Annotated in this window: 18 protein-coding genes and 1 pseudogene; 8 read left to right on the top strand and 11 right to left on the bottom strand. The window is 64.9% G+C overall.

Features of this window, described 5'->3' with window-relative positions; translation table 11 throughout:
• The first annotated feature begins 29 nt into the window (after window positions 1–29).
• From ACYCVF_RS11110 to soxA, 5 genes are all read left to right on the top strand, one after another.
• Entirely contained in the window at window positions 30–1301 is a 1272-nt protein-coding gene (locus tag ACYCVF_RS11110; RefSeq protein ID WP_459602516.1) for an FCSD flavin-binding domain-containing protein, read from the top strand.
• A 219-nt stretch (window positions 1302–1520) separates the two neighbouring features.
• Window positions 1521–1937 (top strand): sulfur oxidation c-type cytochrome SoxX, encoded by a 417-nt coding sequence (gene soxX / locus ACYCVF_RS11105; RefSeq protein ID WP_459602514.1) that lies wholly within the window; start codon window positions 1521–1523, stop codon window positions 1935–1937.
• Window positions 1938–1941: 4 nt separating this feature from the next.
• Entirely contained in the window at window positions 1942–2409 is a 468-nt protein-coding gene (locus ACYCVF_RS11100) for a SoxY-related AACIE arm protein (RefSeq protein WP_459602512.1), read from the top strand.
• Window positions 2409–2726 carry a thiosulfate oxidation carrier complex protein SoxZ gene (gene soxZ / locus ACYCVF_RS11095; RefSeq protein ID WP_459602510.1) on the top strand — a complete coding sequence of 106 codons (318 nt, stop codon included), beginning with the start codon at window positions 2409–2411 and terminating at the stop codon, window positions 2724–2726. Before ACYCVF_RS11100 ends, soxZ begins: the two co-directional genes overlap by 1 nt.
• Entirely contained in the window at window positions 2723–3502 is a 780-nt protein-coding gene (soxA, locus tag ACYCVF_RS11090; protein WP_459602508.1) for a sulfur oxidation c-type cytochrome SoxA, read from the top strand. The genes soxZ and soxA overlap by 4 nt, the downstream gene beginning before the upstream one ends.
• 54 nt (window positions 3503–3556) lie before the next feature.
• On the opposite strand, the gene ACYCVF_RS11085 is transcribed toward soxA, so the two are convergent.
• The 3 genes from ACYCVF_RS11085 to ACYCVF_RS11075 form a co-directional block, all read right to left on the bottom strand.
• The gene (locus tag ACYCVF_RS11085) at window positions 3557–5224 is read right to left on the bottom strand and encodes a regulator (RefSeq protein ID WP_459602506.1); all 1668 of its coding nucleotides are present in this window, start codon (window positions 5222–5224) and stop codon (window positions 3557–3559) included.
• A 10-nt stretch (window positions 5225–5234) separates the two neighbouring features.
• Window positions 5235–5933 (bottom strand): cysteine hydrolase family protein, encoded by a 699-nt coding sequence (locus tag ACYCVF_RS11080; protein WP_459602504.1) that lies wholly within the window; start codon window positions 5931–5933, stop codon window positions 5235–5237.
• Between the two features lie 320 nt (window positions 5934–6253).
• Window positions 6254–7207: a hypothetical protein gene (locus tag ACYCVF_RS11075; RefSeq protein ID WP_459602502.1), complete on the bottom strand. Its 954-nt coding sequence runs from the start codon at window positions 7205–7207 to the stop codon at window positions 6254–6256.
• Between the two features lie 164 nt (window positions 7208–7371).
• Here ACYCVF_RS11075 and ACYCVF_RS11070 point away from each other — a divergent pair, with 164 nt between their 5' ends.
• A complete protein-coding gene (locus tag ACYCVF_RS11070; RefSeq protein WP_459602500.1) occupies window positions 7372–10848 on the top strand; it encodes an indolepyruvate ferredoxin oxidoreductase family protein in 3477 nt (1158 codons plus the stop codon).
• Between the two features lie 59 nt (window positions 10849–10907).
• On the opposite strand, the pseudogene ACYCVF_RS11065 reads toward ACYCVF_RS11070, so the two are convergent.
• The 3 genes and pseudogenes from ACYCVF_RS11065 to ACYCVF_RS11055 form a co-directional block, all read right to left on the bottom strand.
• A pseudogene (locus ACYCVF_RS11065) lies at window positions 10908–11928 on the bottom strand (S1C family serine protease).
• Window positions 11929–12020: 92 nt separating this feature from the next.
• On the bottom strand, window positions 12021–12470 hold the full coding sequence (locus ACYCVF_RS11060) for a hypothetical protein (RefSeq protein WP_459602496.1): 450 nt from the start codon (window positions 12468–12470) through the stop codon (window positions 12021–12023).
• 195 nt (window positions 12471–12665) lie between these two features.
• A complete protein-coding gene (locus tag ACYCVF_RS11055; protein WP_459602494.1) occupies window positions 12666–14264 on the bottom strand; it encodes a GMC family oxidoreductase in 1599 nt (532 codons plus the stop codon).
• A 200-nt stretch (window positions 14265–14464) separates the two neighbouring features.
• Between ACYCVF_RS11055 and ACYCVF_RS11050 the strand changes: the two genes are divergently transcribed.
• Window positions 14465–15253, top strand: coding sequence for a thermonuclease family protein (locus ACYCVF_RS11050; protein WP_459602492.1), 789 nt, complete (start codon window positions 14465–14467; stop codon window positions 15251–15253).
• 219 nt (window positions 15254–15472) lie between these two features.
• On the opposite strand, the gene cyoD is transcribed toward ACYCVF_RS11050, so the two are convergent.
• Genes cyoD through ACYCVF_RS11030 form a run of 4 tightly spaced genes read right to left on the bottom strand, consistent with a single transcriptional unit; the run spans window position 15473 to window position 19320 of the window.
• A complete protein-coding gene (gene cyoD, locus ACYCVF_RS11045) occupies window positions 15473–15859 on the bottom strand; it encodes a cytochrome o ubiquinol oxidase subunit IV (protein WP_459602490.1) in 387 nt (128 codons plus the stop codon).
• A complete protein-coding gene (locus tag ACYCVF_RS11040) occupies window positions 15856–16497 on the bottom strand; it encodes a cytochrome (ubi)quinol oxidase subunit III (RefSeq protein ID WP_459602488.1) in 642 nt (213 codons plus the stop codon). Before ACYCVF_RS11040 ends, cyoD begins: the two co-directional genes overlap by 4 nt.
• The gene (gene cyoB, locus ACYCVF_RS11035; protein WP_459602486.1) at window positions 16497–18497 is read right to left on the bottom strand and encodes a cytochrome o ubiquinol oxidase subunit I; all 2001 of its coding nucleotides are present in this window, start codon (window positions 18495–18497) and stop codon (window positions 16497–16499) included. Before cyoB ends, ACYCVF_RS11040 begins: the two co-directional genes overlap by 1 nt.
• Complete coding sequence (locus ACYCVF_RS11030; RefSeq protein WP_459602484.1) at window positions 18487–19320, bottom strand: cytochrome ubiquinol oxidase subunit II family protein; 834 nt, start codon at window positions 19318–19320, stop codon at window positions 18487–18489. The genes cyoB and ACYCVF_RS11030 overlap by 11 nt, the downstream gene beginning before the upstream one ends.
• A 250-nt stretch (window positions 19321–19570) precedes the next feature.
• On the opposite strand from ACYCVF_RS11030, the gene ACYCVF_RS11025 reads away from it, so the two are divergent.
• Window positions 19571–20371: an SDR family NAD(P)-dependent oxidoreductase gene (locus ACYCVF_RS11025; protein WP_459602757.1), complete on the top strand. Its 801-nt coding sequence runs from the start codon at window positions 19571–19573 to the stop codon at window positions 20369–20371.
• Window positions 20372–20386: 15 nt separating this feature from the next.
• On the opposite strand, the gene ACYCVF_RS11020 is transcribed toward ACYCVF_RS11025, so the two are convergent.
• On the bottom strand, window positions 20387–21727 hold the full coding sequence (locus ACYCVF_RS11020) for a PQQ-dependent sugar dehydrogenase (RefSeq protein WP_459602482.1): 1341 nt from the start codon (window positions 21725–21727) through the stop codon (window positions 20387–20389).
• Between the last annotated feature and the right edge of the window lie 8 nt (window positions 21728–21735).

Below are 21735 nucleotides of genomic sequence, written 5' to 3'. Positions count from 1 at the left end.
GCCGCCGCAGCATTTTCCGGACAAGCCCCATGAATGCGCCGGTGACACGGCGGAATGCCGTCCTCGGCATCGCCGTCGCGGCCACATCGCTCGCCGCACCTTCCATCCTGCGCGCACAATCGGCGGGCCGCATCGTCGTGGTCGGCGGCGGCTTTGGCGGCGCGGCTTGCGCCCGCGCGCTCAAGCACGCCGACGCGAGATTGCAGATCACTCTGATCGAGCCGGACAGGACCTACATCTCGTGCCCCTTCAGCAACGAGGTGATCGCGGGCCTGCGCGAGATCGAGGCGCAGCAGTTCGGCTACGACAAGCTCGCCGCCGCTGGCATCACCGTGGTCGCCCAGGCTGCGACGGCCATCGACACGCAAAAGCGTGGCGTGACCACGGGCGATGGCACCGAATTTGGCTATGACCGGCTCGTGCTCTCGCCCGGCATCGACTTCCATCTCGAAGCCCTGCCCGGCTACGACGAGGCCACGTCCGAGACGATGCCGCACGCCTGGAAGGCCGGCGCGCAATCGCTTCTGCTGCGCAGGCAATTGGAGGCGATGGCCGATGGCGGCACCGTCGCCATTGCAATCCCGGCCAATCCTTCTCGTTGCCCGCCCGCGCCTTACGAGCGCGCAGGCCTGATCGCGCATTACCTGAAGACGAAGAAGCCGCGCTCGAAAGTTCTGATCCTTGATGCCAAGGACACTTTCTCCCAGCAGCGACTGTTCGAAAAGGCATGGAAGGAGCTCTACGGCGACATGATCGAGCGCATCGGCCTGTCGCAAGGCGGCCGCGTCACCTCAATCGATGCCGCGACCAGAACCATCGTCACCGAATTCGGCCACTACACCCCTGATGTCGCCAACGTAATTCCGCCGCAGCGTGCGGGACGCATCGCCGAGGTCGCGGGCGCTGCGGACGCGACCGGCTGGTGTCCTATCGATCCCATCACCTTCGAATCGAAGCTTGTCCCGAACATCCATGTCATCGGCGACGCCTGTCTCGGCGGCGGCATTCCCAAATCGGCCTCCGCTGCAACCGCCCAGGGCAAGGCCTGCGCCGCCGCGATCATTAGCCTGCTCGCGGGTCGCACACCGGAGGCGCCACGACTCACAGGGCTCTGCTACAGCACCGTCGCGCCCGGCTACGGTTTCTCGCTCGCCGGCAACTACCAGCCCAGGGGCGACATCTTCGCCGAGGTCGAGGGCGGCGCGACCAGCCCGGTCGATGCGCCGCCCGAATTGCGCGCGCGCGAGGCGACCGAAGCCGAGCGCTGGTTTCAAACCATCACGGCGGAAACCTTTGGCTAGCGCAAGATGAGAGCAAGCTGTCGCCACGTACAAGGTGCGCTCCCTCCCCCGCCTGCGGGGGAGGGTTGGGGAGAGGGTGTTTCCACTTGCAAGACTCCCCAAGAGGAAGGAGCCCTCACCCGGCGCGATGCGCCGACCTCTCCCGCAGGCGGGAGAGGTCAGAGGAGTTCGCGGCGACCTCAGCCGCTCAATCCGATACCTGCGATCGCTGCGCTCGTCGTGGCGAGCCTTGCCTTCGCCCTGCCCGTCCAAGCGGACGAGCTCGTTCCCTACAAGATCGTCAACGACGGCATTCCCGCCTCGCTCACAGGTTCCCCCGGCGATGCCGCGCGCGGCCGCGCCCTGGTGCTCGCGCGCACCACGACCTGCATTCTCTGCCATTCCGGCCCATTTCCGGAAACGCGGTTCCAGGGTGATCTCGCACCTGATCTCACCGGCGCCGGGAACCGGTGGTCAGTGAGCCAGTTGCGGCTTCGACTGGTCGATGCCGCGCGCTTCAACCCGGAGACCATCATGCCGTCCTATTATCGCACCGAAGGCCTCATCCGTGTCGGACGTAACTTCGTCGGCAAGCCGATATTGTCGGCTGCGGAGATCGAGGACATCGTGGCTTTTCTCGCAACGCTTCGGGACTAGGTTCATGCCAACCACGCGACGACAATTCCTGAGCCTCGCCGGAGGCGTGACAGTCGCCGGCACAATCCCGATCGTCACCGTGCGGCCGATCGAGGCAACACCGGCGATGCTCAACACCGCGATCCGCAACGTCGTCGGCGAAGCGCAGATTCGGACCGGAAAGGTGAAGCTCGACATTCCGCCCCTGGTCGAGAATGGCAACACGGTACCGATGACGGTGAGCGTTGCAAGCCCGATGACGGCCGATGACCACGTCAAGAGCATCCACGTCTTCAATGAAAAGAACCCGCAGCCGAACATCGGCAATTTCTATTTCGGCCCTTCCTCCGGCCGAGCACAGGTGTCGACCCGGATTCGGCTCGCCGATACCCAGAAGGTCGTCGCGATCGCGCATCTCTCCGACGACACGTTCTGGCAGGTTGCCGTCGACGTCGTCGTGACGTTGGCCGCCTGCACCGAGGAGACGAACTGATGGCCGCGCTCATCAACGTTCCGGCGAGAGCCAAACGTGGCCAGATCATCGAGATCCGCGCGCTGACCTCGCACATCATGGAGACTGGCTATCGTCACACCGTCGACGGCAAGCTGGTGCCGCGCGACATCATCACGAGCTTTGCATGTCGTTACAACGGCGCCGAAATCTTTCGCGCCGATCTGTTTCCGGCGATCGCGGCAAACCCGTATTTGTCGTTCTTCACGGTCGCGAAGGACAGCGGCAAGTTCGAGTTCGAATGGATCGGCGACAACGGCTATTCGACAACCGCGTCGGCATCGATCACAGTCGAATGATCTCTTGGCGCGCGATAGCGGTGGCAACCTTGTTCGCCGCAGCCCCTGCCCTGCTCGCCGGTGAAATCCCGCCCGATGCACGCCGCTCCGGCTATGCCTTCATGGGCCCGGAGACGCGCGCCATGCAGGACGACGACACCAGCAATCCCGGCATGCTGTTCGTGCTCGACGGCGAAGCGCTCTGGGCGAAAAAGACCGGCAGCGCCGACAAAGCCTGCGCGGGTTGTCATGGCGATGCGCGCAGCAACATGAAAGGCGTCGCCGCGCGCTATCCCGCCTTCGACAAGGCACTCGGCCGTCCCGTCACGCTCGATCAGCGGATCAATCTCTGCCGCGCCAATCATCAGCAGGCGACGCCGCTGCCCTACGAGGATCGCGAACTGCTCGCATTGTCCGCCTTCGTCGCCCACCAGTCGCGGAGCACCCCGATCACGGCCGGCGACGATCCGCTCGCCGAGCCCTTTGTCGAGCAAGGCCGCGCGCTCTTCATGCAGCGCGAGGGCCAGCTCAACCTCGCCTGCACCAACTGCCACGACGACAATTTCGACAAGCGCCTCGCGGGCGCACCGATCACGCAGGGACAGCCGACCGGTTATCCGCTCTACCGCCTGGAGTGGCAGACGCTTGGATCGCTAGAGCGGCGGCTGCGCAGCTGCATGACCGGGGTCCGCGCCCAGGCCTATGACTACGGCTCGCCCGAGCTGGTCGCGCTCGAGCTCTATCTGATGTCGCGGGCGCGTGGCCTGCCGCTGGAGACACCAGCCGTGCGCCCCTGAAAAGAAGCCGGCCGGGACATCGCCCGGCCGTGCCTCAACATTTGAGGTCCACGCCTACTCCGCCGGCGCGGCCGACATCTCCGGATGCGCGGTGTAGGGCTCGCTGGCGCCGAGCTTGCTGGCGGCAAACAGGCCGCCGGCCATCACGGCGTAGGCCAGCGCGACCGCGGGCGTTACGCCAAAGCCGCCGCCGATGCCCACGGCCTCGCCATGCATGAAACCGAAATAGGTCAGCACCGCCCCGACCAGCGCAAAGGCGGACGCCTTCTCGAAATCCCGCTCGATGACGAAGACGCCGATCGCGCCGAGAATGAGCCCGCCGAGGATGGAGCCGCCGCCCATCACCTCCAGCCCATGATAGAACACGCCCTGCTGCGGTAGCGCGGCGATCGCGGCGGCCTTGACCGCATCGGCCTTGTCGGCCGCCATTCCGCCGACGGTTGCCGCCGCATTCATGGTGGAGCCCAGCATGGTGTCGATCTGGAGCTTGGCCCAGGCGGCCAGATGCGGGGTCAGCGCCAGCACGATCGCGGGCGCATGCTTGACCGGCGTGGTCTGGAACGCCTGCGCACCTATCAGCATGCCTATGTAGAGCAGGATCGGCGAGATCGCGACGACGGGCACGAGTGCCAGCAGCACCGAGATGATGCCGAACCAGGACAGCACGACCACCATGATGCCCGTGGCCGCCGAGTAACCGATCCGACCTCCCATCGCCTTCCAGCCGGGATGGCCGATATAGACCGCGTTGATGAAGGGATTGCCCATCAGGCAGCCGATCAGGCTGACGACGCCGTCGGCGGTGAGCACGCGCGTGGTCGGATATTCGTCGCCGGCAGCCTCCGCGCTCTCGACATTGTCCATGGCTTCGACGAGGTCGTAGATGCCGAACGGAATGGCGGTGACGAGGATGATGCCGAGGAATTCGAAGCCGGAGAAGACATAGCCTATTGCCGGGATCGGCACCGAGAAGCCGAAATTAGCGAAGGCTGCGCCAACGCCGGCGATGCTCAGGCCGCCGAGGCCGAGCCCGAACAGGTTCGAGCCCCAGGCGATGACCATGCCGACGGCAATGGCGACGAGACCGGCGGGAATGCCACGCCAGTATTTCACCCCGCCGAACCAGCTCACCAGAATGATGGCGAAGCAGACCAGACCAATCTGCGGCGTCATGTACATCTCCAGCGCCGGCCGCATCGAGATGAAAGTGACGGAGACGCCGGCAAGCGTGCCGAGCAGCGCCGCGCGCGGCGTGATCCTGCGGATGAAGGGCGCGATGAAGCCGCCGATCATGAGAATGAAGCTCTGGAAGAACACCCAGACCAGACCCGCCGACCAGCCCTTGAGCGGATCGCCGGTCTTGAGCGTGATCGGCAGCATGATCACGAAGGTGACGATGAACATGTGCGGCACGCTGACGCCGGACGGCAGCGCGCAAACGTCGTTGCGGCCGGTCTTCTGCGCGAGCCGGTAGGCGAGATACGCATAATAGAAGGTGGACAGGCACATCATCAGCCCGAGCGCGGGCAGGATGCGGCCGAACACCAGGCTATCAGGCATCTTCAGCACGAAGCGCAAGAGGCCCGTGAGCACCAGCATGTTGACGAGGATGTTGGTGCCGAAGCCGAAAAACGCGTTCCAGTCGCCCGATGTCCATAGCGCCGGCTTGAACCCGGACTTTTCGATTTCAGATCTGCCAGCCGTCCCTGCCAATGTGCTCATGGTCATACCCCTATGTGGTCGAAATCCTCATCGCCTCCAGGACTGCGGCGGAGTCGGTGACCCAGCCGAAGATGCCGCCCTGGGCCTTGATCATCTTCAGGCCCATCTCGTGGAACTCGGGAAAGTAGGACGCGCAGCCGTCCGAGATGACGACGCAGCGATAGCCGCGGTCATTGGCCTCACGCACCGTGGTGTTGACGCACACCTCCGTGGTGACCCCGCACACCAGAAGATTCTCGATGCCGTATTTCTCGAGCACGTCGCCGAGCTCGGTGGCGTAGAAGGCGCCCTTGCCCGGCTTGTCGATCACGATTTCGCTGTCGAGCGGATAGAGCTCGGGAATGATGTCGTGGCCGGCCTCACCGCGAATGAGGATGCGGCCCATCGGACCGGGATCGCCGATGCGAAGGCTCGGCGCGCCGCGTTCGAGCTTCGCCGGCGGCGCGTCGGAGAGGTCGGGCAGATGTCCCTCGCGGGTGTGGATGACCAGCATGCCGCTCTCGCGGGCCGCCGCCAGCACCTCGCCGATCGGCTTCACCGCACGCGCGAGCTGGCTGACGTCGTTGCCGAGCGTTTCGCCGAAGCCGCCGGGCTCCATGAAGTCGCGCTGCATGTCGATGATGAGAAGCGCGGTCGCGGGCCAGTCGAGCTTGATCGGCTCCGGCTCGGCGCCGACGACGCTCTTTATCGGCTTGGCTGAGTTCAACATGACGCAGGCCCCGCGAGAACTCTCTTGGCCTGGAGTTCTGCAAGCGCCGTGCCATTGTGTACAATTACGGAGAAGGGCCGGTTGCGAGGGAATTCATTGTTTAGTCAGAAGGTTACGACCATGGTCGACGGCTGCTTATTCCCTGTGCGACGATTTCGCGACGTGCAGTTGCTTAAAGCATGAGCTGGCCGTGACACTCTCTTCTCTGTCATTCCGGGGCGGCGCGAAGCGTCGAGCCCGGAATCCATGGGACGGCAGCACGCGAGGTGAAATGGATTCCGGGCTCGCGCTATGCGCGCCCCGGAATGACAGAAGTGGCTCTACCGCCCCGCCCCATACAGCCGCCGATGCTCTTCCTCGTAGGGCGCATATGAATCCTTCAGCGTCGCCATGTTCAGCAGCATGGTCGCCACCATCGCGCCCGTCTTGTCGAACACGCGCGTCTTGACCCAGGCGCTCTCGGTGCGACGGCTGGCGGAGAGCGCGACGACCTCGCGCTCGACTTCGTACTCTTCGGCAACGAACAGCGGCCCCTTGATCAGCCGGACCTCCTGGTCGGCGAACAGGCCGACGGCCGGGCCCTTGGCCGGCAGCGGATCGTCCTTGGAACGGTACTGGAACAGCACGCTCAGCATCTCCATCGGGATGATGGGCTTACCCCACGGATTATCCGCGCCCGAATAGTAGGGCGAGCCCTCGGTGATGACGGCGAGCTTCTGTCTGAGTGAAAACGGATAGAGGTCGCCCATGTTCTGGTCGAAGGCCATGCGCACCGACTGCCGCTTGCCGGTCTGCGCCACCTTCACATCGCGCAGGATCACGGGATCGGCGAGCGGCTTGAGCTCGCCGAGGCGCGTCTCGAGCGCGGTCGCAACGGGCGCATCGCCGACCGAGGCCGTACCACGCAACACTTCGGTGCCGTCGCGCTTGACCATCTGAATCTGGCACCGGCTCGTGCCGGGCAATGGTTTCGACAGGATTGCTTGCACCTCCTCGCCCTCGTAGCAGACGCTGCGATAGTGCGCGGAAAGACAGCCCGTCTCGAACCAAGCACGTGCCCATAGCCGTTCGCCAAGCGGCGCGAACTGGCTGAAATGGGTCGGACCTTCGATGGTGCCGCCCTTGAAGCCCAGCTTCTGGGCGGTGGCATCGTCATGGATGGAGGCGTGCGCGTCGTAGGTTTGCGCTTGCAGCATCTGCCGCGGCTGCCGCCACGGCCCGATCAGCGCCTCGGACGTTTCCGTGATATCGGTGTCGAATGCATTTGAAGTCATGGTGCTCTCCACAGGCAGCCATGACTAGCAGGAGCGCCACGGATGCGGCCAGCGATATTGACTTCGCCGACGCATACACTTGACTGTCACAATCCGCGTCGCGCCGCCGCACTCCCTCCCGCAGCGCAAACCTCACGCCTGACCGAGACACAAGGATTTCCGAAATGACGCTGATGCAGGTCGAGCTGGACGACAAATACCGGCTCGAATCCAAGCGGATCTTCCTGTCCGGCACGCAAGCCCTGGTGCGCCTGCCCATGTTGCAGCGCGAACGCGACCGCCTCCAGGGGCTCAACACCGGCGGCTTCATCTCGGGCTATCGCGGTTCCCCGCTCGGCATGTACGACCACGCGCTGTGGCGGGCGAAGTCGCACCTCCAGCAGCACGACATCGCCTTCGTGCCCGGCCTGAACGAGGACCTCGCGGCAACCGCCGTGTGGGGCAGCCAGCAGGTCGGCCTGTTTCCCGGCGCCAAGGTCGATGGCGTGTTCGGCATCTGGTACGGCAAAGGCCCCGGCGTCGATCGCTCGGTCGATGCGCTCAAGCATGCCAATGCGGCGGGCACGTCGCTCAATGGCGGCGTGCTTGCGCTTGCCGGCGACGACCACGGCTGCCAGTCCTCGACGCTGGCGCATCAGAGCGAGCAGGTGTTCGCGGCGGCGCTGATCCCAGTGATCAATCCCGCGACGCTCCAGGACTATCTCGACCTCGGCCTCTACGGCTTCGCGCTGTCGCGGTTCTCCGGCTGCTGGGTCGGCTTCAAGGCGATCAGCGAGACCGTCGAGAGCTCGGCGTCCATCTATAGCGATCCCGAGCGCATCCAGATCAGGCTGCCCGATGATTTCGAGATGCCGCCCGGCGGCCTCAACATTCGCTGGCCCGATCCGCCGCTGGAGGCGGAGCGGCGCCTGTTCGGTCCGAAGATGGCCGCGGTGCAGGCCTTCGCCCGCGCCAACCAGCTCGACCGCATCGTGCTCGATTCCAAGCCGGCGCGGCTCGGCATCATCGCAACCGGCAAGGCCTATCTCGATCTGCGCCAGGCCCTCGCCGACTTGGGGATCACCGACAAGGACGCGCAGGACCTCGGCCTTCGCATCTACAAGGTCGCGATGACCTGGCCCTTGGAGGAAAGCGGCGCCAGGCGTTTTGCGGAAGGCCTTCAGGACGTGCTCGTGGTCGAGGAGAAGCGCGGCTTCATCGAAGACCAGCTCATGCGCATCCTCTACAATATCGATGCGTCCAGGCGCCCGACCGTCACGGGAAAACGCGACGAGCGCGGCGCGCCGCTGCTGCCGAGCGAAGGCGAGCTGACACCGACCATCGTGGCCTCCGCGCTGGTGGCGCGCCTGCGCAAGCTCGGCCATCACAGTCCGGTGCTGGAGCAGCGCCTCGCCCGGCTCGAGGCGTTCGACAATCCCGTCACCACCAGCACGCAGATCAAGCTCGCGCGTACGCCGTTCTTCTGCTCGGGCTGCCCGCACAACACCTCCACGCGCGTGCCGGAGGGAAGCCGCGCCATGGCCGGCATCGGCTGCCACGGCATGGCCCTGAGCATGCCGACCCGCCGCACCGACCTGATCTCGCATATGGGCGCCGAAGGCGTGAACTGGATCGGCCAGTCACCCTTCACCAGCGAAAATCACATCTTCCAGAATCTCGGCGACGGCACCTACACGCATTCCGGTCTACTCGCGCTCCGCGCCGCTTCCGCCGCCGGCATCAACATCACGTACAAGATCCTCTACAACGACGCCGTCGCCATGACCGGCGGCCAGCCGGCCGAAGGCAGCTTCGACGTCGCGCAGATCGCGCACCAGGTCTGGGCAGAGGGCGTCAAGCGGCTTGCGATCGTTTCGGACGATCCCGGCAAATACCCGCAAGGAAACTACTTCCCGCAAGGCGCGACCATCCATCACCGCCGCGAGCTCGATGCCGTGCAGCGCGAGCTGCGTGACATCAAGGGCCTCACGGTCATCATCTACGACCAGACCTGCGCGGCCGAAAAGCGCCGCCGCCGCAAGCGCGGGCTCTATCCCGATCCCGCCAAGCGCGCGTTCATCAACGAGCTGGTCTGCGAAGGCTGCGGCGACTGCTCGCAGGCTTCCAATTGCGTCTCGGTGCAGCCGCTGGAGACGGAATTCGGCCGCAAGCGCCAGATCGACCAGTCGAACTGCAACAAGGACTTCTCCTGCGTCGAGGGCTTCTGCCCGAGTTTCGTCACCGTGCATGGCGGCACGCTCAAACGCATGAAGACCTCAGGGGTCGATTCCGGCCAGCTCTTCGCCGACCTGCCGCTGCCGCCGGCGCGTGAGCTGGACGGCCCCTACAACATCCTCGTCACCGGCATCGGCGGCACGGGCGTCATCACCATCGGCGCCCTGCTCGGCATGGCCGCCCATGTCGACGGCCGCGGCTGCTCGGCGCTGGATTTCACCGGCCTCTCGCAGAAGAACGGCGCGGTGATGAGCCACGTCCGCATCGCCCCGAAGCCCGAGGACATCTCCGCGGTCCGCATCACCACCGGCGGCGCCGACGTCATCCTCGGCTGCGACATGATCGTGTCGGCCGGCCCGGCCGCACTCAGCCGCGCCGAGCGCGGCCTGACCAAAGCCTATATCAACGCCGATTTGCAGCCGACCGCGAGCTTCGTGCAGAATCCCGATCTCGACTTCGAGATGGGCACGATGCAGACCGTGCTGCGCGACGCCATCGGAGACAAGAACCTCGACATCATCGACGCCACGGGCATTGCCGCCACGCTGATGGGCGACAGCATCGCCACCAACCCCTTCATGCTCGGATTCGCGTTCCAGAAAGGCGCGATCCCGCTGTCGCTGGAGGCCCTGCTCCGCGCCATCGAGATCAACGGCGCCGCGATCGAGATGAACAAGCTCGCCTTCACCTGGGGCCGTCTCGCCGCCCACGACATGTTGCGGGTGCGTAGCGTGCTCCAGTTCAGGAACAGGGCGACCGCGCCGGCCAAGTCGCTCGACGACGTTGTCGCGACGCGCGCCGATTTCCTGACCTTCTATCAGGACAAGGCTTACGCTGACCGCTATCTCGCGGCCGTCGCCAAGGTGCGGAAGGCAGAGAGCACGGTGTCGCCCGCATCGACGGAGCTGACCGAGGCCGCCGCGAAGAACCTGTTCAAGCTGATGGCCTACAAGGACGAGTACGAGGTCGCGCGGCTTTATACCGACGGCAGCTTCGCAAAGAAGGTGTCGGAAAAATTCGACGGCGAGTTCGCGCTGAAGTACCACCTCGCCCCACCGATCTTCGCGAAGCGCGACAAGACGACGGGCCGGCTCCAGAAACAGGAATTCGGCGGCTGGATGATCCACGCCTTCCGCGCGTTGGCCAAGCTGAAGTTCCTGCGCGGCAGCGCGTTCGATCCGTTCGGCCGCACCGAGGAGCGCCGGACCGAGCGGAAGCTGATCGAGGACTATCTTGGCATGATCGATCGGCGGCTCGCCGGCCTGAAGGCGGAGCAGATCCCGCTTCTGGCGCGGCTTGCCCGCGTGCCGGAGACGATCCGCGGCTTCGGCCACGTCAAGGAAGCCAACATCAAGCTGGCTGCGGCCGAGACGGCTCGGCTCGAGGCGGAGCTCGAGAACAGCCGCTTTGCCGCGGCCGCGGAGTAGCGGTCGGGAGAGCGCGCGCTCCGCGCGCCATTCCCAGTGCGCCCCAGGCGAAGCAGAGCCTAGCGCGCCGGCCTGCGCTCGACCGGATCAATGTCGATCGCCCGCAGGCGGCCGAGCCGCAGCACGTCCATGGCGAGCCGCCGGCCGATCCGGTCGCGGTCGAGCACGCGGATCAGATCCGTCGACGCCGTTGATCTCGACGTCGTCGAGCCTGATCACGACGTCGCCGGGCAGCAGGCCCGCCTTCGCCGCAGGTCCATCAGGCTCGATCTGCATGAGAAGCGCGCCCATCTTGTTCTCGACGCCGGCCAGCACCGCATGCCGGCGCGGGACCGGTGCGGTCTGCCCGGCAACGCCGATATAGGCGCGGCGGACATAGCCGTGGCGGATGATCTCCGACAACACGAACTGCGCGGTGTTGCTGGCGACCGCAAAGCAGATTCCCTGCGCGCCGCTGATGATGGCCGTGTTGATGCCGATCACCTCGGCATTCGACGACACCAGCGGTCCGCCGGAATTGCCGGGATTGAGCGCGGCGTCGGTCTGGATCACGTCCTCGATGGTGCGCCCGCTCACCGAGCGGATCGAACGCCCGAGCGCCGAGACCACGCCTGCGGTCACGGTGGACTCGAAGCCGAGCGGATTGCCGATCGCGATCACGAGCTGGCCGCGCTTCAGGCTCTTGGAGTTGCCGAGCGCGGCATAGGGCAAATGACGCACGCCATTGGCGCGCAGCAGCGCGAGGTCGGTGTCGGGATCGACGCCGAGCACCTGCGCGTCGCCGACATGGCCTTCGACGTCGCGCAGCCGGATCTCCCTGGAGGAGCCGACCACATGGCTGTTGGTGAGGACGAGTCCGTCCGGCGAGATCACGATGCCGGAGCCGAGCCCGCCCCGCTCGCGACCGTTCGGCTTTTTCGGTCCCGTTTCAACCCGCACGACCGCAGGGCCGACACGGTCGGTCACGTCGATCACGGCATTGGAATAGGCGTCCAGCAGGGCCCGGTCATCGGCCGGGACAGACGCCGTCATTCGCGATGACGCGGCGTCATCGACGATATCTGAGGTGAAATCCAACATGGCAAGAGTCCTTGAAGGCTCACACAGATGGTGGCCTGTGCCCCGCCACGCAAGGTGCCCGCCCGGAGCGCAGGGCTGGACTGCCCAGATGGCTAGGGTGCCCGCCTCAGCGAGCCGCCTCTTGCCTTGACCGGATCGAGCAGCGACCAATCTCCGTCCGGAAGCACATGGCCCTTGGGGAATGGCGCGCGCAGCTCGAGCCCGAGCGAGCCCAGCACGCGATCGTCACGGTAGTAGCATTGCAGCACGACACGGACGAGCGTCGCGGCGGCGACGCCGCCGTGCCTGCGAAACTCAAGCACCACCGCATCGCGCCTGGCATCATCGAGCGCAGCGAGCGGCGCTCCGGCCAGCCGCGCCAGATGGTCAAGCGCCGCAGCTACGGATTTGGCATCGCGTCCGAGCGTTGCCAGGATATCAGCCTGGATTGCGGGATCGTCGGCGCCGGGCGCTTTGTACTCGTCACTGGCGGGAATGATCATCGCGGCAATGGTGCGGAGATCGTCGCGTTGCCGCGGAGAGAGAGAGAGTTGATCAGACATTTTATCCTCTCGTCGAAACGTTTCGGCCAAGGTGACGGCGCGCTCCCTCCCCCGCCTGCGGGGGATTGGGGAGAGGGTGTCTCCACAGCGGGACTCCCCAAGAGGAGAGAGCCCTCACCCGGCGCGTTGCGCCGACCTCTCCCGCGAATGGGAGAGGTGCACCGAGCGCGGAGGTGGCTTCGTTCTGTATCATCATCAATCGAACAAATTGGCGAGGCGCTGCTTCATCTGGTCGGCGATGTAGAGCGCGAGGGCCTGGATGGTGGATGTCGGGTTCACGCCGCCCGAGGTGACGAAGATGCTGCCGTCGACGATGAAGAGGTTCTTCACGTCGTGCGTGCGGCCCCATTCGTTGACGACGGAACGCTCGGGGTCGGTGCCCATCCGCGCGGTACCGAGCAGGTGCCAGCCACCCCACGGGATCGGATTGTTGATGCAGATGTCGGTCGCGCCGGCGGCCTCGAGAATCTCCCGGCCACGCGCCAACCCGTGCTCCATCATCTTCCGGCTGTTCTCGCTGATGGTATAGTCGATCTTGGGCGCAGGGATTCCGTGACTGTCCTTCAGCACGGGATCGAGCGTGACGCGGTTGTGCTCCTCTGGCAGATCCTCGCAGATTGCCGACACCGCGAGCCGATGACCGTTGAGCTTGCGGAATACGCGATGATGGTCGGCGCCCCATGGCAGAATGCCCTTCTGCTCGCTCGCGACCGCCTCGAACACCGGCCCCGCACCGCGGCCGAACTGGATGGCGTAGCCGCGCACGAAGCCGCGCGACAGGTCGGTGTCGTAAAACTCCTTGCTCCACAGACAGGTCGGCGGCGCGCGATTGCTGTCGGTCGGCTCCTTCACGAATCCGTAGATCTGCGCATAGGGATGGAACATCAGGTTCTTGCCCACGAGGCCGGACGAATTGGCAAGACCGTTCGGAAAGCGTCCCGAAACCGAGTTCAATAGCAGGCGTGGCGTACCGACGCCGTTGCAGGCGATGATGACGACGTGGGCGGGTTGAAACTGCTCGATGCCGTCCTTGTCATAGTAAACCACGCCCGAGGCCATGCCGTTCTCGTCGGTGGTAATCTCGCGCACCCGGCAATGGGTGCGCAGCTCGACGCCGGCCCGGATCGCGTGCGGCCAGTAGGTGATGTCGGTCGAGGATTTCGCGCCTTGCGCGCAAGCGGGCGTGCAATGGCCGAGATTGATGCAGCGCGCCCTTCCCTCATAGTCCATGGTCGCGACCGTCGTGTCCGACGGCCACCAGTGCCAGCCAAGCTCGTTCATGGCCTTGCCGATGATCGCACCGGACAATCCGAGGGGCTGTTGCGGCATCGGCGGATGCGTCAGCGGCGACAACGGATCGCCCGACAGGCCCGACGTGCCCATCATCCGATCGTTCTCCTCGAAGAACGGGGTCAGCGCGTCGTAATCGATCGGCCAGTCGTCGGCGACGCCGTCGAGCGTCTTCACCTTGAAATCGGAAGGATGCAGCCGCGGCCAGTGCGCGGTGTACATCACCGTCGAGCCGCCGACCGCATTGTAGTTGACGACCTTGATCGGGGAGTTGTCGTCGTTGATCGGGTAGTCCTCGGGCCGCCCGCGAACGTTGGGGCTCGACGACCATTCGCCGTAGAACTTGGCCTCCCAGTCCCGGCCTGTGCTGGGATATTCCGCCGGGTTCATCCATCCGCCCTGCTCCAGGCAGAGGATGTGCATCTTGGTCTCGGCCAGCGACCACGCCACCGCCGCGCCGGAAGCGCCGGCGCCGATGATCAGGACGTCCACGGGGTCTTTCATCGTAAGCGTTTCCTCCCCCTCGCCGCTTCCCGGGCGATTCGGCCTTTCGCAGTCAGCGAGGCCGGCGAACGATAGGGTCATAGCGACGGCCGAGTAAAGCGGCGAGGCCGGAATGTCGCACTTCGCAGGCCGCAGACCATTGGTATCGCCACATCCGGATGCTAGGAACGAGGCGCACGAGCCATCGATAGCGAGTCCGTATGTCCTTCCAGAATTTCTTTGCCACCGCCCGCGCTTTTGCGCTCGTTTCGCTTTCAGCGGCGTCCGGGTTTCTGGCCTCGTCCGGGTCGGTCTCCGCGCTGACCGGCGCAGCGACGGTCCGTGACGGCAACTCCATCCAGCTCGGCGACGTTACCTACCGGCTCGACGGCGTCGACGCGCCCGAGCTGGATCAGGTCTGCATCGACGAACACGCCGATTCCTGGACCTGCGGCATCGAGGCTCGCGACCAGCTGACGAAGCTGATCAACAAGCGCACGGTGCGCTGCGACGATGTCGGGCCGGAAAAAAGCTTTGGCAAGCGGCACCGCGCCATCTGCACGGCCGAGGGCGACAAGGCCAGCTTGAACGAGCAGCTGATCAAGCTCGGTTTTGCCCTCGCGCGGGAGCCGATCAAGGCCAACGTCAAGCCGGCGGCCGCTGAAGCCAAGACGGCGGCGGCCGGGATCTGGAAAGGCTGCTTTGTTGCGCCGCAAGAATTCCGCGCCGGCAAGAAGGACGGCGCGCTGCTGGGCACCGCCTGCCGCCCGGACCGCGACAAGGAAATCCGCGCCGTGCTGTTTCCGGAGGAGCTGACGATGCCGCCGAGTTGCAGCATCAAGGGCAAGCTCGCGGTACGCGCACGCGTCACCGGCAATATCGGCATCTATCATTTGCGCGGCTGCCCGAGCTATCCCGCGACCACCCAGCCCGACCGCTGGTTCTGCTCGGAGGACGACGCCCAGGCCGCCGGCTTCCGCAAGGCCTTCAACTGCCGCCGGCCAAAGTGAATAATTCCCTCGCGCAGCCGTGAGTAGTAGTCCGAGCCCGTATTGATCCGGAATTGAACTCCTTGGCGAGTTGCTGCACGTATGAACCTACGCAAGCGCTTCGCGCGAGCGTTTCCTTGGCAGCAATCCGGCCTCGGCCGATTGCCTTGCTCGGGCGTTTCCTCCCTAGACTTGGGCCGCTTGTCATCACAAGCGGCTCTTCTTTTTGAGCGCATCCCGTCACTGCATCCGCATGATGTGGTCCATCGGCGCCATGTTGGCATTCATATTTGCCATGATCCAGACGCTGCCGCCGATCACGAGGAAAACGACGAAAAGGCCGAAGGCGAGCGCCAGCACGTTGTTGGTGTTGTCGGGGCCGGTGGTGATGTGCAGGAAGAACACCAGGTGCACGCCCATCTGCGCGATCGCGAGCACGATCAGCGCGACTGGGATCGATGGCTGCCAGACCAGATCCGTGCCCGCGATGAAGAACGACGTCGCCGTGAGCAGCAGCGCCAGGACGAGGCCGACGACATAGCCGAGGATACGGGTGCCGACGCTGTGCTGCTCTTCCTCTCCTGGCGCAAGGTCACGGTCGGTGTGCGCGTGGGTCTGATCGCTCATACGCCACTCCCAAGCAGATAAACGACGGAGAAAACCGCGACCCAGATGATGTCGAGCGCGTGCCAGAACAGCGCAAAACACGTCATCCGGCGCAGGATGTCGGCGCGAAAACCCTTGGCGAAGACCTGGGCCATCATGGTGAGCAGCCACAGCACGCCGGCGGAGACGTGCAGGCCGTGGCAACCGACCAGCGAGAAGAACGCGGTCAGGAACGCGCTGCGCGACGGTCCGTAGCCGCGCCCAATGAGATCGGCGAACTCGCGGAACTCGAGGACGAGGAAGATCAGCCCGAGCACACAGGTCGCGGTCATGCTGAGATAGAACCAGAACCGGTTGCGCACATCGGCCGCGATGCTGGCCATGCCGCAGGTGAAGCTCGACAGCAACAGGCACACCGTCTCGATCGCGACGTATCTCGGCTCGAATATCTCCGAGCCTTTCGGTCCATCGGCGGTCTGGCCGACCAGCACCGCATAGGCTGCAAAGAAGCAGGAGAACATCACGATGTCGGAGAGCAGGAAGATCCAGAAGCCGTAGGCGGTCACGATCCGCTTCGGCGCCGGTCCGGGATGCTCGATGACGACGCCGATGTGATGGGGATCGGCGTGCGCGTGTCCGGCGGTCGCGGTCATCGCCATCAAACTGCTCCCGCCATGCTGTGGAAGCCACGCCGCTCCTCGAGATTGACGCGGTCTATCGCCGCGACCTCCGCGGCCGGAATGACGTACTCGTCATGGTCGCGCCAGGCGAACACGACGAAGGTCGCGAACGCGCCGAGACCGCCCAGGATCACCATCCACCAGATGTGCCAGATCAGCGCAAAGCCCATGATGGTGGCAAAGAACGCGCAAACGAAACCGGTCGGCGAATTCCGGGGCATCTCGATGTCCTGATACTCCGGCGTGTCAGCATCGCGCGATTGCTCCCTGGCACGAGCCTTCATCTGCCAATAGGCGTCCTCGCCGCGCACGTCGGGATTGAACGCGAAGTTGAACACCGGAGGCGGCGACGAGGTTGCCCATTCCAGCGAGCGGCCGTCCCAGGGATCGCCGGTCCGGTCGCGCAAGGCCTCGCGGTTGCGGATGCTGACGACGAGTTGCACGATCTGGCAGATCACGCCGATCGTCAGCACCGCCACGCCGACCGCCGCAACGATCATCCAGGGCCGCCATGCCGCGACGTCGTAGTGCTGCATCCGTCGCGTCATGCCCAGCATGCCGACGATGTAGAGCGGCATGAAGGTGACGAAGAAGCCGATGAAGGTGAACCAGAACGCGGCCTTGCCCCAGCGTTCGTTGAGGCGGAAACCGAATGCCTTGGGAAACCAGTATTCGAATCCGGCGAAGGCGCCGAACAGCACGCCCCCGATGATGACGTTGTGGAAATGCGCGACCAGGAACATGCTGTTGTGAAGGATGAAGTCGGCTGGCGGCACCGCGAGCAGGACGCCGGTCAATCCGCCGATGATGAACGTCACCATGAAGCCGATCGCCCAGAGCATCGGCGTCGCGAAACGGATGCGGCCGCCATACATCGTGAACAGCCAATTGTAGATCTTCACGCCCGTCGGCACCGCGATGATCATGCTGGCAATGCCGAAGATGGCGTTGACGTTGGGCCCTGCGCCCATCGTGAAGAAATGATGCAGCCAGACCATGAAGGAAATGATGCAGATCGCCATGGTCGCGAGCACCATCGAGCGGTAACCGAACAGCGCCTTGCCGGAGAAGGTCGAGACCACCTCGGAGAAGATGCCGAAGGCGGGCAGCACCAGGATGTAGACCTCGGGATGGCCCCAGGCCCAGATCAGGTTCATGAACATCATGACGTTGCCGCCGGCCTCATTGGTGAAGAAGTGGAAGCCGAGGTAACGATCGAGCAAGAGCATCGCGAGCGTGGCGGTCAGGATCGGGAACGCCGCGACGATGAGCAGGTTCGAAGCCAGCGTGGTCCAGCAGAACATCGGCATGCGCAGATAGTTCATGCCCTTGGTGCGCAGCTTCAGCACCGTCGTGACCAGATTGATGCCGGCCACCAGCGTCCCGACGCCTGATATCTGGAGCGACCAGGCGTAGTAGTCGACGCCGACGCCGGGCGAGTAGGACAATTCCGACAGCGGCGGAAAGGCGAGCCACCCGGTGCGGGCGAACTCACCGACCACGAGCGAGATATTGACCAGCAGCGCGCCGGTCGCCGTCAGCCAGAAGCCGACCGAGTTCAGCGTCGGGAACGCGACGTCGCGCACCCCCAGCTGTAGCGGCACGATCAGGTTCATCAGCCCGATCACGAAAGGCATCGCCACGAAGAAGATCATGATAGTGCCGTGCGCCGAGAAGATCTGGTTGTAGTGCTCGGGCGGCAGATAGCCCTGCGACTGGTAGGCGACGGCCTGCTGGATCCGCATCATGATGGCGTCGCTGCCGCCGCGCAGCAGCATCACCGAGGCCAGCAGCACATACATGACGCCGATGCGCTTGTGATCGACGCTGGTGATCCATTCGTTCCAAAGATAGGGCAGATGTCCTTTCACCACGACCCAGCCGAGCACGGCCAGGATCGCGACCAGCACGATCGCGCCTGCGACGAGCGGAATCGGCTGGTCGAGCGGGATGGCCGACCAATCGAGCTTACCGAGCATCGTGGCCTCCACTGTGCGGACGCCCGGCATCGGAGAGCAGCTCCGGCCCGGGCCCCGGCGGAATGTGCTGGGTCGCGATCAGGTCGAACAGCCGCGGGTCTTCGAGACGGTAGACCGGCCGGCCCTTCTCGACGCCCTGCTGCATCAATTTCTTGTAGCTGTCCTGATTCAGCACGGCATCCGTCTTCGCGGTGGTCGCCACCCAGTCCGGAAAGGCGAGCGGCGACACCACGTTGACGTCGAACATCATGTCGGGGAAGCCGTCGCCGGAGAAATGGGCCGACAGGCCCTGCAGCTTGCCCTCATTGTCGGCGCGCAGGTTCAGCTTCGTCACCATGCCGTTCATGGTGTAGATCATGCTGCCGAGCTGCGGGATGAAGAACGTGTTCATCACGCTCGACGACGTCAGCTGGAATTTCAGCTCGGCACCGGCCGGCACGGTCAAGGTGTTGATGGTGGCGATGCGCTGGTCCGGATAGATGAACAGCCATTTCCAGTCGAGCGAGACGGCCTGGATGCGCACCGGGCTGCCGGTGCCCGGCACTGGCGCTGCGGGATCGAGCTGGTGCGCGCCGATCCAGGCCACGCCGCCGAGCAGAATCACCGTGAGCGCCGGGATCGACCACACCACCATCTCGACCCGGCCGGAATAGACGAAGTCGGGCTGATAGCGCGCTTTCGGATTCGAGGCGCGAAACCAGAACGCGAAGCCAAGGATCGCGAGGATCGTGGGCACCACGATCACGAGCATGATGAAGACGGAATCGACCAGGATGGTGCTGTTGCCCACAGCAACGGGCCCTTGCGGATCGAGCAGATTCATCGGCAGCCACTGGCGGTTGGGAAGCCCCGGGACGAAGCCTAGCGCGGGAAAAGCTCCGCGACAAACGCTGTGCGGAGGGAACGGTTCCTGAACTGCCGAGCGCCGCCCCTGCGCGATAGCCCGGGCAACATGCAATTCCATGTGATGTCAATGACATGAACGCAGGAGTCGCGTCCTTCTCTCCGGTCGGATCGATTGCTAATCTGCACGAAAATATTGAATGACGGGATCGAAGCCGGGAGTGAACGAGATGCGCTTGAAGGACAAGGTTGCGATCGTGGTCGGGGCCGGCCAGAGCCCCGGCGAAGGCATTGGCAACGGCCGCGCCACCGCCCTCACCTTCGCACGCGAGGGCGCGAAGGTGCTGTGCGTCGACCATCATCTTGAATCGGCGCAGGAGACGGTCGCGATGATCGCGGACAAACAAGGCACCGCCGCCGCCTTCAAGGCCGACGTGACCAAAACTGCCGACATCAGGGCGATGGTGGCGGACGCGCAGTCGCGCTGGGGCCGGATCGACGTGCTGCACAACAATGTCGGCGTCAGCCTGTCCGGTGGCGATGCCGAGCTGCTTCAGCTGACCGAAGAGGCGTTCGACCGCGTCGTCGCCATCAACCTGAAGAGCTGCATCCTGGCGGCGAAAGAGGTGATCCCGATCATGCGCACGCAGCAAAGCGGCGTCATCATCAACATCTCCTCGATGGCCGCGATCACGACCTACCCTTACGTCGCCTACAAGGCAACGAAATCGGCGATGATCGCCTTCACCGAACAGCTCGCCTACCAGAACGCCGAATACGGCATCCGCGCCAACGTCATCCTGCCCGGCCTGATGAATACGCCGATGGCCGTCGACACCCGCGCCCGCGAATGGCACAAGACCCGCGCCGAGGTGGAAGCAGAACGCGACAGCAAGGTGCCGCTGCGCAGGAAGATGGGCACCGGATGGGACGTCGCCAACGCCGCGCTGTTTCTGGCCTCGGACGAGGCGAACTTCATCACCGGCGTGACACTGCCGGTGGATGGCGGGGCGAGTGTGCGACGGGGATAGGAGGTTGTCCAGCGCTCACCGCGGCGCGCTTGTCACCCGCCAGATCGTGCCATTGCCGTCCTCCGAAACCAATAGCGCTCCATCCTTCGCCACCGCGACGCCGACCGGCCGGCCCCACACCTCGGTGTCGCTCACCACGAAGCCGGTGACGAAATCCTCGTACTCGCCCGTCGCCCTGCCATCCTTCATCTTGATGCGGATCACCTTGTAGCCGGTACGCTTCGATCTATTCCAGGAGCCGTGCTCGGCCGCGAAGGCGTCACCTTGATACTCGCTCGGAAACTCCGTGCCCTGGTAGAAGGTCATGCCGAGCGAGGCCGAATGCGGCTGGATGAGCACGTCGGGCACCGTCACCTTGTCCTTGAGATCCGGCCGTGCGCCGGCGTGGCGCGGGTCCTCGTTGCTGCCGATGTAGAACCACGGCCAGCCGTAGAACGCGCCTTCCTTCACGCTGGTCACGTAATCGGGCACGAGATCGTCGCCGAGGCCGTCGCGCTCGTTGGTCGAGCACCACGGCACACCGGTCTGCGGCTGGATCGCGAGGCCGACGCAATTGCGGAGGCCGGTGGCGTAGATCTTCCGCTCCTTGCCGTCAGGATTGAAGGCGAGCACGGTGGCGCGCTCGGTCTCGCTGGCCCAGGCCGCGCCAAGGGGCTGCGTCTTCGACCACGCATCCATCCCGCCCGGCGGCGTGCCCATGCCTTCGGCAACGTTGCTGAGCGAACCGACGGAGACCAGCATGCGCTTGTTGTCGGGCGTGAAGACGATGTCGCGGGTGGAATGGCCGCCGTCATGCGGCAAGTTTGCCACGATCGTCTCCGCCTTGCCGCGCGCCTTGAGATCGCCGGCCTGGTAGGGAAAGCGAACGACGCCGTCGGTGTTGGCGACATAGACCCATTGCGGATTGTCGCCGTTCGGGAAGAAGGCGATGCCGAACGGCTGCCGCAGTCCGCCGGCAAACACCTCGTTGGTCGCGGCCTTGCCGCCGTCTCCCGCGCGCAACACGCGGATGTTGCCGGCCCGCGTTTCCGCGACGAAGACATCGCCATTCGGCGCCACGCGTACGATGCGCGGCGCGCGCAGGCCTTCTGCGAACAGCTCGATCTTAAAGCCGGCCGGAACCTGAAGCGCCGCCTCCGCCGGACGCGGCACCACGCGCGACGAGCTCGCCACCGACCGCGTCGCGCCGGGCCTGACCAGATCCTGCGGCCGGATCAGCCTGACCGTGCCGGGCTTGTCGGCCCGCCAATCGCCATAGGCATCCTTGCCTTGCAGCACCGGCTCGGCCTGCACGCTGGTCGCAGCCGCGACCAGCAACCCCGCGGAAACCGCCAGACACCCTATACTGCTCTTCACCTCGTCCT

The organism is Bradyrhizobium cedriense, from assembly GCF_054602315.1.
The sequence above is the reverse complement of the archived record's forward strand: the minus strand, read 5'-3'. Positions and strand labels throughout refer to the sequence as shown.